The organism is Plantactinospora sp. CNZ321 (assembly GCF_004217235.1).
This window is the reverse complement of the sequence record NZ_SHKQ01000001.1, coordinates 4050560-4064711: the sequence shown is the minus strand read 5'-3', so window position 1 is coordinate 4064711 and position 14152 is coordinate 4050560. Positions and strand designations below refer to the sequence as shown.

Annotated in this window: 12 protein-coding genes; 8 read left to right on the top strand and 4 right to left on the bottom strand. The window is 72.8% G+C overall.

The window, feature by feature from the left end:
* Positions 1–7 precede the first annotated feature (7 nt).
* Positions 8–2794, top strand: a complete 2787-nt coding sequence (locus EV371_RS17835) for a DEAD/DEAH box helicase (protein ID WP_130463042.1) — start codon at positions 8–10, stop codon at positions 2792–2794.
* Between the two features lie 123 nt (positions 2795–2917).
* On the opposite strand, the gene EV371_RS17830 is transcribed toward EV371_RS17835, so the two are convergent.
* Both EV371_RS17830 and EV371_RS17825 read right to left on the bottom strand, forming a co-directional pair.
* Positions 2918–3847: a 5'-3' exonuclease H3TH domain-containing protein gene (locus EV371_RS17830; RefSeq protein ID WP_130463041.1), complete on the bottom strand. Its 930-nt coding sequence runs from the start codon at positions 3845–3847 to the stop codon at positions 2918–2920.
* 156 nt (positions 3848–4003) lie between these two features.
* A complete protein-coding gene (locus EV371_RS17825; protein WP_130463040.1) occupies positions 4004–4450 on the bottom strand; it encodes a DUF6069 family protein in 447 nt (148 codons plus the stop codon).
* A 428-nt stretch (positions 4451–4878) separates the two neighbouring features.
* On the opposite strand from EV371_RS17825, the gene EV371_RS17820 reads away from it, so the two are divergent.
* The 4 genes from EV371_RS17820 (at position 4879) to EV371_RS17805 (ending at position 8869) form a co-directional block, all read left to right on the top strand.
* On the top strand, positions 4879–5724 hold the full coding sequence (locus tag EV371_RS17820) for an alpha/beta hydrolase (RefSeq protein WP_486484673.1): 846 nt from the start codon (positions 4879–4881) through the stop codon (positions 5722–5724).
* A gap of 154 nt (positions 5725–5878) precedes the next feature.
* Positions 5879–6991, top strand: coding sequence for a M24 family metallopeptidase (locus EV371_RS17815; protein ID WP_130463039.1), 1113 nt, complete (start codon positions 5879–5881; stop codon positions 6989–6991).
* A 49-nt stretch (positions 6992–7040) separates the two neighbouring features.
* Positions 7041–8180 carry an acyl-CoA dehydrogenase family protein gene (locus EV371_RS17810; RefSeq protein ID WP_130463038.1) on the top strand — a complete coding sequence of 380 codons (1140 nt, stop codon included), beginning with the start codon at positions 7041–7043 and terminating at the stop codon, positions 8178–8180.
* A gap of 164 nt (positions 8181–8344) precedes the next feature.
* Positions 8345–8869 (top strand): winged helix-turn-helix transcriptional regulator, encoded by a 525-nt coding sequence (locus tag EV371_RS17805; protein WP_130463037.1) that lies wholly within the window; start codon positions 8345–8347, stop codon positions 8867–8869.
* Here EV371_RS17805 and EV371_RS17800 read toward each other — a convergent pair.
* Positions 8799–9410, bottom strand: coding sequence for a histidine phosphatase family protein (locus EV371_RS17800; protein ID WP_130463036.1), 612 nt, complete (start codon positions 9408–9410; stop codon positions 8799–8801). The two genes, EV371_RS17805 and EV371_RS17800, sit on opposite strands and share 71 nt — an antisense overlap.
* Before the next feature lie 243 nt (positions 9411–9653).
* Here EV371_RS17800 and EV371_RS17795 point away from each other — a divergent pair, with 243 nt between their 5' ends.
* On the top strand, positions 9654–9848 hold the full coding sequence (locus tag EV371_RS17795; RefSeq protein WP_130463035.1) for a CsbD family protein: 195 nt from the start codon (positions 9654–9656) through the stop codon (positions 9846–9848).
* Positions 9849–9862: 14 nt separating this feature from the next.
* On the opposite strand, the gene EV371_RS17790 is transcribed toward EV371_RS17795, so the two are convergent.
* A complete protein-coding gene (locus EV371_RS17790; protein WP_130466012.1) occupies positions 9863–11269 on the bottom strand; it encodes a lysine 2,3-aminomutase in 1407 nt (468 codons plus the stop codon).
* A gap of 179 nt (positions 11270–11448) precedes the next feature.
* On the opposite strand from EV371_RS17790, the gene kdd reads away from it, so the two are divergent.
* Positions 11449–12537, top strand: coding sequence for an L-erythro-3,5-diaminohexanoate dehydrogenase (gene kdd / locus EV371_RS17785; RefSeq protein WP_486484672.1), 1089 nt, complete (start codon positions 11449–11451; stop codon positions 12535–12537).
* 4 nt (positions 12538–12541) lie between these two features.
* Positions 12542–14140 (top strand): amidohydrolase family protein, encoded by a 1599-nt coding sequence (locus EV371_RS17780; RefSeq protein WP_130463034.1) that lies wholly within the window; start codon positions 12542–12544, stop codon positions 14138–14140.
* Positions 14141–14152 lie beyond the last annotated feature (12 nt).

Below are 14152 nucleotides of genomic sequence, written 5' to 3'. Positions count from 1 at the left end.
TGGCTTCATGTCGAGCCCCGCCGAGCGGTACGCCGCGGCGCGCCGCCGGGCCACGCAGGCCAGCATGTTCCCCGCGCTTGACGAGTTCGCCCAGCAACTGGGTTTCGATCTCGACGACTTCCAGCGGGAGGCGTGCCAGGCGCTGGAGCGGGGCAGCGGGGTGCTGGTCTGCGCTCCGACCGGTGCCGGCAAGACCGTCGTCGGCGAGTTCGCCGTGCACCTGGCGCTGCGCGCCGACGTCGGGGCCGAGCCGGGCGGACCGGTCCGGAAGTGCTTCTACACCACCCCGATCAAGGCGCTGTCGAACCAGAAGTACCACGACCTGGTGGCCCGGTACGGCTCCGAGCAGGTGGGGCTGCTCACCGGGGACAACGCGATCAACGGCGACGCGCCGGTGGTGGTGATGACCACCGAGGTGCTCCGCAACATGCTCTACGCGGGCTCGTCGAGCCTGGCCGGGCTGGCGTACGTGGTGATGGACGAGGTGCACTACCTCGCCGACCGGTTCCGGGGCGGGGTCTGGGAAGAGGTGATCATCCACCTGCCGGAGTCGGTGACCCTGGTCTCGCTCTCCGCGACGGTCTCCAACGCGGAGGAGTTCGCCGACTGGTTGGTGACCGTGCGCGGTGAGACCGAGGTGGTGGTCAGCGAGCACCGGCCGGTGCCGCTCTGGCAGCACATGCTGGTCAACCGGCGGATGTTCGACCTGTTCCACGACGCGGACGCGGCCCGCAAGCACGACGTGCACCCGGAGCTGCTCCGCTACACCCGGGAGATGCTGCGCCGGCTCGAACTCGGCGACGGCCGTACGCACGGGCCGGGGTGGGGGCGAGGTGGTCCCCGGGGGCCACGCTGGCGCGGGCCGCTGCGGGCCGACATCGTCGAACGACTCGACCGCGAGGGGTTGCTGCCGGCGATCCTGTTCATCTTCAGCCGGGCCGGCTGCGACGCCGCCGTCGCGCAGTGCCTGGCCGCCGGGTTGCGGCTGACCGGCCCGGACGAGCGGGCCGAGATCCGCCGGGTGGTGGAGAGCCGGATCACCAGCGTTCCCGGCGAGGACCTCGCCGTGCTCGGCTACTGGGAGTGGCTCGACGGCCTCGAGCGCGGGCTGGCCGCCCACCACGCCGGGATGTTGCCGGCGTTCAAGGAGGTGGTCGAGGAGCTGTTCGTCCGCGGGCTGGTCAAGGCGGTCTTCGCCACCGAGACGCTGGCGCTCGGGATCAACATGCCGGCCCGCTGCGTCGTGCTGGAGCGGCTGGTGAAGTTCAACGGCGAGGCGCACGTCGACCTGACGCCGGGGGAGTACACCCAGCTGACCGGCCGGGCCGGGCGGCGGGGGATCGACGTCGAGGGGCACGCCGTCGTGGTCTGGTCGCCGGAGGTCGATCCCCGGCACGTGGCCGGGCTGGCCTCGACGCGTACCTATCCGCTGCGGTCCAGCTTCCGGCCGTCGTACAACATGGCGGTGAACCTGGTCGGGTCGGTGGGTGCGGCGCCGGCCCGGGAGCTGCTGGAGTCGTCGTTCGCGCAGTTCCAGGCGGACCGGTCGGTGGTCGGGCTGGCCCGGCAGGTGCAGCGCAACGTCGAGACCATCGAGGCGTACGGCGCGGAGGTGCGCTGCCACCACGGCGACTTCGACGAGTACTTCGGGCTGCGGCTGGCGATCGCCGACCGGGAGCAGGCGCTGGCCCGGCAGGGGCAGTCGCAGCGTCGGGCGGCGACCCTGGCCGCGCTGGAGCGGCTGCGGGTCGGTGACGTGATCCGGGTGCCCTCGGGCCGCCGGGCCGGGCTGGCCGTGGTGCTGGAACCCGGCGTCGGCGGGTTCGGCGAGCCCCGCCCGCTGGTGCTGACCCAGGACCGCTGGGCCGGCCGGATCACCCCCGGTGACTTCACCACTCCGGCCGAGGTGCTGGCCCGGATCCGGGTGCCGAAGCACTTCAACCACCGCTCCCCGGCGGCCCGCCGGGACCTGGCGGCGGCGGTCAGCGGCACCGGCCTGGATCGGCATTCCCGGCGTGCCGGCCGGTCCCGGGGCGGCGGGGGCGAGGACGAGCGACTCAGCCAGCTCCGGGCCGAGTTGCGCCGGCACCCTTGCCATGGCTGCCCGGAGCGGGAGGAGCACGCCCGCTGGGCGGAGCGCCGCCGCCGGCTGGAGCGGGACACCGCCGAGCTGCGGCAGCGGGTCTCCGGGCGTACCGGGTCGTTGACCCGGACCTTCGACCGGGTCTGCGGCATCCTCACCGCCCGTGGCTACCTCTCCGAGGCGGGTGAGGTGACCGATGCGGGCCGGATGCTGGGCCGGATCTGGACCGAGGCGGACCTACTGGTCGCGGAGTGCCTGCGGCGCGGGGTCTGGGACGGGCTCTCCCCGGCCGAGCTGGCCGCCGCGGTATCGGTGGTGGTCTACGAGGCGCGGCGGGACACCGACGAGCGGGCCTCGGTCCCCCGGGGCCCGGTGTCGGACGCGGTGGGCGAGACGCTGAAGATCTGGGCCGAGCTGGAGTCCGACGAGGCCGACCGCGGGCTGGAGGCGACCCGGGAGCCGGATCTCGGCTTCGTCTGGCCGGTCTACCGGTGGGCCCGGGGCGAGGCGCTGGCGAAGGTACTGGCCAGCGGCCACAACCTGGACGGTGACATGCCGGCCGGTGACTTCGTGCGGTGGGCCCGGCAGGTGGTGGACCTGCTCGGCCAGGTCGCGGACTCGGCGGGTGCCTCGGTGGAGCTGCGCGGCGCGGCGCGGCAGGCGATGGCGACGATCAACCGGGGCGTACTGGCGTACCACGGCGCCACCTGACGGGCGGTCGAGCCGCCGAACGCCTCGCGGTCGAACGGCGTGCCGAGGAGCAGGCAGCGGGCCGGGCCACTCCGTCGTCCGGCCCGGGCCGGTGCTTCGGGACCCAGCCCTTCTGACACCGGGTCAGGCCGAGGCCGTGTCGCCGGCGAGGGCGTCGACCAGCCGGCGGCACGGCCCGGCGAGGTTCCACCGCTCGGCGAGCGCGACCAGCCGGTCGGGGTCGGCCGGCGCCGCCGGCAGGGTGGCGTCCAGCGGCGGCAGCGGCACGTCCAGCGCCACCCGGACCACCGTCGGCGCGACGGCCAGATAGTCCCGGGCCGCGTTCAGCTTGGTCCGCAGTCCGGGGGCGAAGCCGGAGGACGGGTCGTCGAGCGCGGCGAGGATCCCGTCCAGGCTGCCGTACCGCTCGACGAGCCGGGCAGCGGTCTTCTCGCCCACGCCGGCCACTCCGGGCAGTCCGTCGCTGGGGTCGCCGCGCAGCGCGGCGAAGTCGGCGTACCCGGCGGCCGGCACGCCGTACTTGGCCCGGACGGCGGCGTCGTCACAGTCCTCCAGCTTCGCCACGCCCCGGCCGCAGTAGAGCAGCCGCACCGGCCGGCTGTCGTCGATGAGCTGGAACAGGTCCCGGTCGCCGGAGGCCACCTCCACCGGTGCCGGTGCGGTCGCGGCGAGCGTGCCGAGTACGTCGTCGGCCTCGTAGCCGTCCACTCCGATCGCCGGGATGCCGACCGCGGCCAGCAGTTCGAGGATCAGTGGCACCTGTGGGGAGAGGGTGTCCGGCACCACCTCGCCGCCCTCCGGCGCCACCCGGTGCGCCTTGTACGACGGCAGTAGCGCCACCCGCCAGGCCGGGCGCCAGTCGTAGTCCAGCGCGCAGACCAGCCGGTCCGGCCGGCGGGTGCGGATCAGTGTCGCCAGCATGTCCAGGAAACCCCGGACGGCGTTGACCGGGCTGCCGTCCGGCGCCTTGGCGGCCGACTCCGGGATGCCGAAGTAGGCCCGGAAGTAGAGGCTGGGTGCGTCGATGAGGAGCAGGGGGCGGCTGTCGTTCACCCGGACAGCCTGGCACAGCGCCGCCGGCCCCGGGCGCAGGCCCCGCGACGGCAGCGCCCCGGATCCACCGCTGGCGTACCAGCCGTCGGATCCGGGGCGCTGCCACGTGTCGCGCTGTTCGGGTGATCGGTGCCGGCCCCCGCCGGGCCGGCGGGTTCAGCCCCGGACCCGGGTCTGGCGCAGCATCGGAAAGAGCGCGGCGGCGACCACCAGGTGCATCACGCCCAGCAGGACCCTGGTGTCGGCGGAGGCCAGATCCATACCGAGCGGCACGAAGGACAGCGCCAGGACCACGGTGGCGAGGGCGGCCCAGACCTGCCGGGCCCGGCGGGTGACGCGCTCGAGCAGGGCAAGACTGCCCCAGCCGAGCAGCCCGAAGACCGCGCTGATGGTGGCGATCTCGGTCAGGACCAGCGGGTGCGGCACCGGGTTGCCCGCGGCGCTGAGGACGAAGTCGGTGCCGAGGGTCCGTCCCGCGAGGTAGATGGCGCTGTTGACCAGCACGGCGGCGCCGACGGCGCCGATCCGGAACCTCAGGACCCGGCCCTTGCCGGCGGCGGCGACGGTCGGGGTGATCGGCTGGGCGGTGGTCAGGGTGGTCATCTCGAAACTCCTCGGCTGTCGAAGATCTGGTTTCCGGCTCGGTGGCGCCGGCCGGTACGAGAACTCTCGCACCGACAATTTTTCTTGTCAAGACTCTTCTTCTTGTCGGCTGGTCCGAGAGTCGTCAGGTCCGGCGATCCCCCAGGAGTGACTTGAGCGCTGCCGGCATTGATCGCTAGGCTGGTGGCGCGCCCCGGATGGGCCGACACGATGGAGGCAGCAGCAACCTCAGCCGCCGCTGAGCCATGACGCGTTACCCGCGTCGCTTGCCGGTCGGGCCTGTCCGGACTTCCTTCTCACTTCTGTCCGCCGTGGGTGAACCCTGCGGCGGGCCGGGTGGGGTGGGGCGCCGGCTCGTGCTCGAACGGGTCTTCTCCGGTGGCCTGTCACTGCTTCCGTCCTCACTACCGACGACGAGAAGGACCCCCATGACCACCGACACAACCCGGACAACCGCCACCGCGCGGCAGGACGCCACCGGGATGGACACCACGGCCGCACGACGCGAGCACGCCGCGGGCGAACCCGACATCACCTCCTACCCAGCAGATCAGCGTTTTCCCGGCCGGCGGCCGGCGGTACTCGTGCTACCGGGCGGGGGATACCGATTCCACACCGAGCATGAGGGCGAAGGCTATGCCCGCTGGTTGAGCGGTGTCGGACTGCACGCGTTCGTCCTGCGGTACCCGCTGATGACCGACCACCGCTTCCCCGCACCGCTGGAGTCCGGCCGTGCCGCCCTGCGGTGGATCCGTAGCGGCGAGCACGGATTGGAGGTGGGTGAGCACGTCGGCGTCATCGGCTCGAGCGCCGGCGGGCATCTGGCCGGCCTGCTGGCCACCGGCACGGTGCTGTCGACGGAACGGCTGGTCTCGCCGCCGCCGCGGCCGGACTTCGCGATCCTGGCCTACTCCCCAGCGGATCTGCACCTCCTGCCCGACGCACCGGTGGAGTGGATCCTCGACGGGCGGATGGAACTGCGCGAGGAACTGTCGCCGGCCCGCAACATCGACGCTGAGACCTGTCCCACCTTCCTGTGGGCTACCGCCGAGGACCCGCCGGGGTTCCCGAACGCCCTCGCGTACGCCAGGGCGTTGTTCGACGCCGACATCCCCGTGGAGCTGCACATCTATCCACGGGGATGGCATGGCCTCGGCCTGGCGAACGGAGTCGCCTACGGCGCGCACGGCGCCACCCACATTCCGCACACAGCCCGCTGGGCCCAGGCATGCGAGGCGTGGCTCGACGCGGAAGGCTTCGTACAGACCGGCTGACCACAGGCGTCGAGGGCCCAGGCCCGGGATCCGCCTCGGGGTGTCGGTTCCGCTTCCGCATGACCACCACGGGGGAGGTCGTCCGGAAAGCGGAGGTCGCTCTCCGGGTCGGTCCGGGGGTCGGTTCCACCCGAACGACCGTTAAGCTGGTGACGTGGGTTACGAAAACCTCTATCCGGCGCACCGGCTGGCGGCGACCCAGCAGGCCACCGCCGAAGCGGGACTGGATGCCCTGCTGATCCCGCCCGGCTCCGACCTGCGCTACCTGACCGGCTACCACGCGCACGCCCTCGAACGGCTCACCTGCCTGGTGCTGCCGGCGGGTGGTGAACCCACCCTCGTCGTACCGACGCTGGAGAGGCCGGCCGCCGAGGCGTCACCCGCGCCGGGCACGGGCGTACGCATCGTGGACCACCCGGACGGCACCGACCCGTACCCGCTGGTGGTGCAGGCCCTCGGTGGTCCCGTCGGCGCGGTCGGACTCGGCGACCGGATGTGGGCCGAGCAGGTGCTCGCGCTGCGCGCCGCGCTGCCCGGCACCACCCAGCGGCTCGCCGGAGAGGTCCTGCGGGAGCTGCGGCTGCGCAAGTCACCGGCGGAGGTGGCGGCGCTGCGGGAGGCCGGTGCCGCGATCGACGCGGTGCACGCCCGGATGGCCGAGTGGCTGCGCCCCGGCCGGACCGAGGCACAGGTCGCCGCCGACATCTCGGTCGCCATCCGGGAGGCGGGCCACGCCACCGCCGACTTCGCGATCGTCGCCGCCGGCCCGAACGGCGCCAGCCCGCACCACGGCACCTCCGACCGGGTGATCGGAGTCGGTGAACCGGTGGTCGTGGACATCGGCGGGACGATGCCGTCCGGCTACTGCTCGGACGCCACCCGCTGCTACGTCATCGGCACCCCGCCGCCGGACTTCGCCGACTACTACCAGGTGCTGCACGCCGCCCAGCGGGCCGCGGTCGGGGCGGTCCGGCCCGGGGTCAGCGCGGCGGCGATCGACTCGGTGGCCCGCGAGGTGATCGCCGAGGCGGGCTACGGCGCCGCCTTCCTGCACCGCACCGGGCACGGGATCGGGCTGGACGGGCACGAGGACCCGTACCTGGTCGCCGGTAACGAGCTGCCGCTGGAGCCCGGCATGGCGTTCTCCGTCGAACCGGGGATATACCTGGCCGGCCGGCACGGCGCCCGCATCGAGGACATCGTGGTCTGCACCCCGGACGGGGCGGAGCGGCTCAACACCATTCCCCGGGAGTTGGTGCGGCTGTGATCGGGCCAGCGGTGCGCAGCGGACGCGACGAGCGAAGTGGGGGTACGCCGTGACCGTCGACCGGATCCTGCCCACCGACGAGGCGTACGAGTTGCTCGACCTCGTCACCGAACTCGCCGACCGGGAACTCGCGCCCCGGGCGGCCGACTTCGAGCAGCGCGGCGTGTTCCCCCGGGAACTGCTGCGCACCCTCGGCCGGGCCGGGCTGCTCGGCCTGCCCTATCCGGAGGAGTACGGCGGCGCGGCCCAGCCGTACGAGGTCTACCTCCAGGTGCTGGAAGTCCTGGCCAGCCGCTGGCTGGCGGTGGCCGAGGCGGTCAGCGTGCACACCCTGTCCTGCTACCCGGTGGCCGGCTACGGCGGCGAGCAGGTACGCAAGCTGCTGCCGGACATGATCGGCGGCGAACTGCTGGGTGCGTACTGTCTCTCCGAGCCGCAGGGAGGCTCGGACGCGGCGGCCCTGACCACCCGGGCGAGGCGGGACGGCGACGACTACCTCGTCTCGGGGACCAAAGCCTGGATCACCCACGCCGGCAACGCCGACTTCTACAACATCTTCTGCCGCACCGGCGGTCCCGGCGCGCGGGGCATCTCCTGCCTGCTCGCCGACGCCGGCACCCCGGGAATCGTCCCGCAGGCCCCGGAACGCACCATGGGGCTGCGCTCCTCGCCGGTCGCGCAGATCGCCTTCGACGGCGCCCGGGTTCCGGCCGGCCGACTGGTCGGCGCCGAGGGGGAGGGGTTTCGGATCGCGCTGTCGGCCCTGGACAGTGGCCGGCTGGGCATCGCGGCCTGCGCGGTCGGGCTGGCCCAGGCGGCGCTCGACTACGCGGTCGACTACGCCCGGCAGCGGGAACAGTTCGGCCTGCCGATCATCGACTTCCAGGGGGTGGGCTTCCTCCTGGCCGACCTGGCGACCCAGGTGTCGGCGGCCCGGGCGCTGACCCTGGCCGCGGCCCGACTGCGGGACGCGGGGCGGCCGTACTCGACCGAGGCGGCCAAGGCGAAGCTCTTCGCCACCGACGCCGCGATGCGGGTCACCATCGACGCCGTGCAGGTGCTCGGCGGTGCCGGCTACGTGGCGGACCATCCGGTCGAGCGGTACCTGCGGGAGGCGAAGGTGTTGCAGATCGTCGAGGGGACCAACCAGATCCAACGCCTGGTGATATCCCGCTCGCTGGCCCGCTGACCCGCGCCGCCCCCGGGATCGCCTGCCGGGGCTGCCGAGTCCCGTCCACCGGGCCTGTCGGCTGACGCGGCGGGCCGTCGCCAGCTATCGACCTGATAACGCGCGGCGTCGACGTGGCCGGTTCGGCGTCGTCCGGGCCGCGCTTTACCGGTAGGTTGCACGCCGTGGAGGAGACCGATCGGGCCATCGTGGCGGCCCTGGCCGCCGACGGCCGGCTGTCGTACACGGACCTGGCCGAGCGGGTGGGACTGTCGGTGTCCGCGGTGCACCAGCGGGTTCGCCGGCTGGAGCAACGTGGCGTGATCAAGGGGTACGCGGCGCGGATCTCGTTCGAGGCGATCGACCTGCCGTTGAGCGCGTTCGTGGCGATCCGGCCGTTCGACCCGTCGCAGCCGGACGACGCACCGGAGCGGTTGGCCCACCTGCCGGAGATCGACTCGTGTTACTCGGTGGCGGGGGAGGACTTCTACCTGCTGCTGGTCCGGGTGGCCAGTCCGGTGGACCTGGAGCGGGTGCTCCAGGAGATCCGTACCGCGGCGAACGTCACCACCCGGACCACGGTGGTGCTCTCGATCCCGTACGAGAACCGCCCACCGAAGCTGCCGGCGGAGCCGGGGCTCAGCGCGGATCCGGGGGCGGCCCGGCTGCGGGCGCTCCCGCCGGACGCGGCGAGTTCCACCGCAGGATGACCGGGCGGCCGTGTTCGTAGCCGAGCACGGAGACCGTGGCGGTGTCCAGGCGCAGCAGCCCGCCGCCGCTGGCGGGTAGCCCGATCCAGCGCGCCCCGGCCACCCGCAGGCTGTGCCCGTGCGCCACCAGGGCCACGTCACCGGTGTCGAGCAGGGCGGTCGCCCTGGCCAGTACCCGGTCCAGCCGGGCACCGACCTGCTCCGGGGACTCGCCGCCGGGGCAGCCGTCGGTCCAGAGCACCCAGTCCGGGTGATCGCGGCGGATCTCGGTGGTGGTCAGCCCCTCGTACTGTCCGTAGTTCCACTCGCCGAGATCCTCGTCGACCTCCGTCACCCGCAGCCCGGTGAGTTCGGCGGTGCGCAGGGCCCGTCGGCGGGGACTGGAGAGGACGGCGGAGAAGGCTCGCCCGTCGAGTTCCACGGCCACCTCGCGGGCCTGCCGCTCGCCGTCCGGGGTCAGTTCCAGGTCGGTGTGGGAGGTGTGCCGGTGGCTGGCACTCCAGCTGGTCTCGCCGTGACGGATGAGAACGATCTCGGCCATCCGTCCAGTCAACCATCCCGACCGGGCGTCACGCTCAGGCTAGCGTCCTAGGATGCCTTACGGGTTGTGACCTGGTCAGGGAGAGCCGCAACGCGCAGCCACGACGACAGACCCTCCGGCTATGCGGCTTTTATGCCTGCTCACGAGGCCTGGGCCGATTAGGCAGGTTTCATTACCTGTCGGTCGGGCAACTCAGTTGCGGCCAGCCGCCACGAGCGGAGCCATCGAGGTGAGGAGTGCGACATGAGCGCCATGGACAAGATGCGCCACAAGGCGGAGGAGCTGAAGGGCGCCGCCAAGGAACGGATGGGTGACCGGACCGACAACGAGCAGATGCGCGGCGAGGGTGCTTCCGAGCAGATGCGGGCCAAGTCGAAGCAGGCCGGCTCCAACATCAAGGAAGCCGGCCGCAACGCCAAGGAGTCGTTCGACCGTTGACGGTCGTCCGCCCCTCAGCCGGCGTGCTGAGTGCCGTGCCGGGCCCACCAGGCCCGGCCGGCCTCGGGCAGGGTGTCGATCGGGTCGTAGTAGGCGTACCGCCGGTCCAGTGCGGCGTGGTCCGCCGACTCGATCGAGGTGCGGTAGTTCTTGGTCCAGTACGAGATGCCGCGTTCGCGGTCGTACTCGGTGACCATGTGCACCCAGCGCTTGCCGACGAAGGGTACGTCGCAGACGATCCGTGGGGTGGCGTAGCCGGGCAGGTAGCCCATCATGTCGTGCTGGAGGCGCTGGGCGTGCCAGACGGGCACCCGCCAGTGCTCGGCGTTCGGGATCATGTCGCACATGTAGAAGTAGTACGGCAGGATGCCGGCTTCCCCCTGGAGCGCGAAGCAGAGGTCGAGCAGGTCGGTGGCGGTCGCGTTGACCCCGCGCATCAGCACCCCCTGGTTGCGTACGTCGCGGACGCCGACCTCCAGGGCGGTCTGCGCGGCCCGGGCGACCAGCGGGGTGAGCGACTGGGCGTGGTTGACGTGGGTGTGGATGGCGAGGTTGACGCCCCGGCGTGCGGCGGTCCGGGCGACGCGTTCGAGTCCCTCCACCACCTCCGGCTGGAGCCAGTGCTGGGGGAGTCCGGCGAGTGCCTTGGTGGCGAGCCGGATGTCCCGGATCGTCTCGATCTCCAGCAGCCGCATCAGGTACGACTCGAGGTTCCGCCACGGGACGTTGGCGACGTCGCCGCCGGAGACGACGACGTCCCGGACGCCGGGGTGGGCGCGCAGGTAGTCGATGTGCGCGCCGTACCGGTCGACGGGCTTGAGGCGCAGTCGGAGCTTGTCGACGGTGGGGGTGGAGTTGCCGACGAGGTCCATCCGGGTGCAGTGCCCGCAGTACTGGGGGCAGGTGGAGAGTAGTTCGGCGAGGACCTTGGTGGGGTAGCGGTGGGTCAGGCCCTCGGCGACCCACATGTCGTGCTCGTGTAGCGAGTCGCGGGTGGCGTACGGGTGGGAGGGCCAGTCGGTGCGCCGGTCGGTGCGCAGCGGCAGCATGTAGCGGCGGATGGGGTCGGCCCGGAAGGCGTCGGTGTCGATCGGGCCGTGCGGAACCATGGTGTTGAGCATCTGTGGCGGGACCAGCATCGACATGGTGGCCTGGGTGGCCTGGTCGGCGGTGAGGTCGGCGTAGCAGTCGTCGTCGACGGTGTCGCCGAGGACGGCGCGGAGCTGCTTGACGTTCTTGACGCAGTTGGCGCGCTGCCACTGGGCGGATTCCCACTCTTCGCGGGTTGTCTGGCGCCAGCCGGGGAAGCGGGTCCAGTCGGGTTCGACCAGGGCGCGGCGGCGGTATTCGTAGGGCTGGCCGGTGGGCGCCTGGGCCGGGCCGGGCTGTGCCGGTTCGGTGGGGTTGCGGGGGGCGAGCACGGCGGTTGCCGGTTCGGCCTGGGTCACGGCGCCTCCTCCGGTTTCGGGTGTCGGTTTCGCGGGGTGTCGGTGGGTCTGGGGCGGGGCCAGTCTGGGCCTCGATCTCGAACGCTACTGGAAGATTTCCCGCCTAGGAAATATCCTGCCGTAAGTTTTCCTGTTCAGGGCGGGTTGGATTGATGTCCCGTCGGCGTCGGGAGGGGGCAGCGGTGGGGGCGACACCGGGAGGTACGGCGGCGACGTCGGCGGTCGGGCTGCGCCGGGTGGTGGAGCCGGCCGGGGTACTGCCGCAGGCGGCGTACCGGCTGGACGCCCGGAGCGAGATCGCCGCCGACGAGGTCCGGATCCGGGTGGAGCGGCTGAACCTGGACGCGGCGAGCTTCCGGCAGTTGTCGGAGAAGCATGGTGGGGATGGCGCGGCGGTCCGGGCCGAGGTGCTGGAGATCATCGGCGAGCGCGGCAAGATGCACAATCCAGTCACGGGATCCGGTGGGATGCTGGTCGGCACGGTCGACGAGGTCGGCCCGGAGTCGCCGCTGCCGGTCAGCCCGGGCGACCGGGTGGCGACGCTGGTCTCGCTCACCCTGACCCCGCTGGCGGTGACCGACGGCCTCGTCGACTGGGACGGCCGTTCCGAGCAGGTGCCCTGCACCGGGCACGCGATCCTGTTCGCCCGCTCGATCGTCGCCGTGCTCCCGGACGACCTCGACCCCCGGCTGAGTCTGGCGGTCTTCGACGTCTGCGGTGCGCCGGCGCTGACCGCCCGGACGGTGCGCGGCTACCGGGCGCCGCGGGTGGCGGTGCTCGGCGGGGCCGGCAAGAGCGGCTCGCTGGCCCTGGCCGCCGCCCGGCAGGCGGGGGCCGGCCGGACCGTCGGGGTGGTGCCGGTGCCGGCCGAGCGGGACCGGCTGGCCGACGCCGGGCTGGCCGACGCGGTGGTACTCGCCGACGCCCGGAACCCGGTGGCGTTGGCGGCGGCGGTGACGGCTGCGCTGGGTGGACCGGCGGACGTCACCGTGGTCTGTGTCGACGTGCCCGGCTGCGAGCACGGGGCGATCCTGGCCACCGCCGGGGGTGGGACGGTGGTCTTCTTCTCGATGGCCACGAGTTTCGCCTCGGCGGCGCTCGGCGCGGAGGGTCTGGCGGCCGACGTGACGATGCTGATCGGCAACGGCTACCTGCCGGGGCACGCCGAGTACGCGCTGTCGCTGCTGCGTACGGTGCCCGGAGTGCGCGCGCTGTTCACGGACCGACTCACGGCAGACTGAGGCGATGACGAACCCCTCGACTCTCTACCGTGGCGGCCGGTTGTACTGTCCGGCCGATCCGCAGGCGACCGCGCTGCTGGTCCGGGGCGGCCGGATCGACTGGCTGGGTGCCGATGCCGACGCTCCGGCGGCCGACCGGGTGGTGGAGCTGGACGGCGCGCTGGTGACGCCGGCGTTCGTGGACGCGCACGTGCACGCGACCGATACCGGGCTGGCGCTGTCCGGGCTGGAGCTGTCCGGTGCGCGGTCGGCCGCCGATGTCTGTGCGGCGGTCGCCGGGTTCGCGGCGGGGTTGCCGGCCGACGCGGTGGTGTTGGGGCACGGCTGGGACGAGTCGGGCTGGTCGGACCGGCGGGTACCGGAGGCGGCGGAGCTGGACCGGGCGGCCGGTGGCCGGCGGGTGTATCTGTCCCAGGCGTCGATCCATTCGGCGCTCTGCTCGTCGGCGCTACTGGCGGCGGCGCCGGAGGTGGCCGGTGTTCCCGGTTTCGACGGGTCGGGATGGGTGCGCAGGGACGCGCACCACGTGGTGCGGGAGCTGGCGTTGGGTTCGGTGACCGACGGCCAGCGCCGGGCGGCGCAGCGGGTGGCGCTGCGCCGGGCGGCGTCGTTGGGGATCGCGGCGGTGCACGAGTGTGGTGGGCCGGAGATCTCCGGCGAGGCGGATTTCACGGCCGTCCTCGGCCTGTCCGGTGTCGACGGTCCGGAGGTGTACGGGTACTGGGGTGAGCTGATGGGGGCGCAGCGGGCTCGCCAGTTGGGTGCCGTCGGTGCCGGTGGTGACCTGTTCGCGGACGGGGCGCTGGGGGCGCGTACGGCACACCTGTCGGTGCCGTACGACGACGGCGAGCCGGGGGCGTGCGGGTACGGGTATCTGACCTCGGAGCAGGTCCGGGACCATCTGCTGGACTGTGCGGCGCACGGGGTGCAGGGCGGGTTCCATGCGATCGGGGACGCGGCGATCGCCACGGTGTTGTCCGGGTTCGCCGGTGCGGCGCGGGTGCTCGGGGTGGAGCGGTTGCGGGCGGCCCGGCACCGGGTCGAGCATGCCGAGATCATGGACAAGCGGTTGATCGCCGGTTTCGTCGAGTACGGGATCGTGGCGAGCATGCAGCCGGCGTTCGACCGGTTGTGGGGTGGCGAGCGGCGGATGTACGCGTCGCGGCTCGGTGTGCGGCGGGCGCTGGAGTCGAATCCGATGGGTGCGATGCACGGGGTCGGGGTGATGTTGGCGTTCGGTTCGGATTCGCCGGTGACGCCGCTGGATCCGTGGGGTTCGGTGCGGGCGGCGGTGGCGCATTTCAATCCCGCGCAGCGGATGGGTCTGCGGGCGGCGTTCGCGGCGCACACCCGGGGTGGTTGGCGGGCGGTGCCGACGGGGGCGGGTGGCCGGGATCCTCGGCTGACCGAGGGGGTGTTGGTGCCGGGTGCGGCGGCGACGTTCGCGGTCTGGTCGACGCCGGCCGGGGTGGACGGTGGGTTGCCGGTGCTGGTGTCGGCGGATCCGGAGGAGCGGGGGCCGGACGATCCGACGCCGTTGCCGGGGTGTCGCCGGACGGTGCTGCGCGGTTCGGTGATCTTCGACGGGGAGGAGGCGTCGTGACGGGGCGGTTGG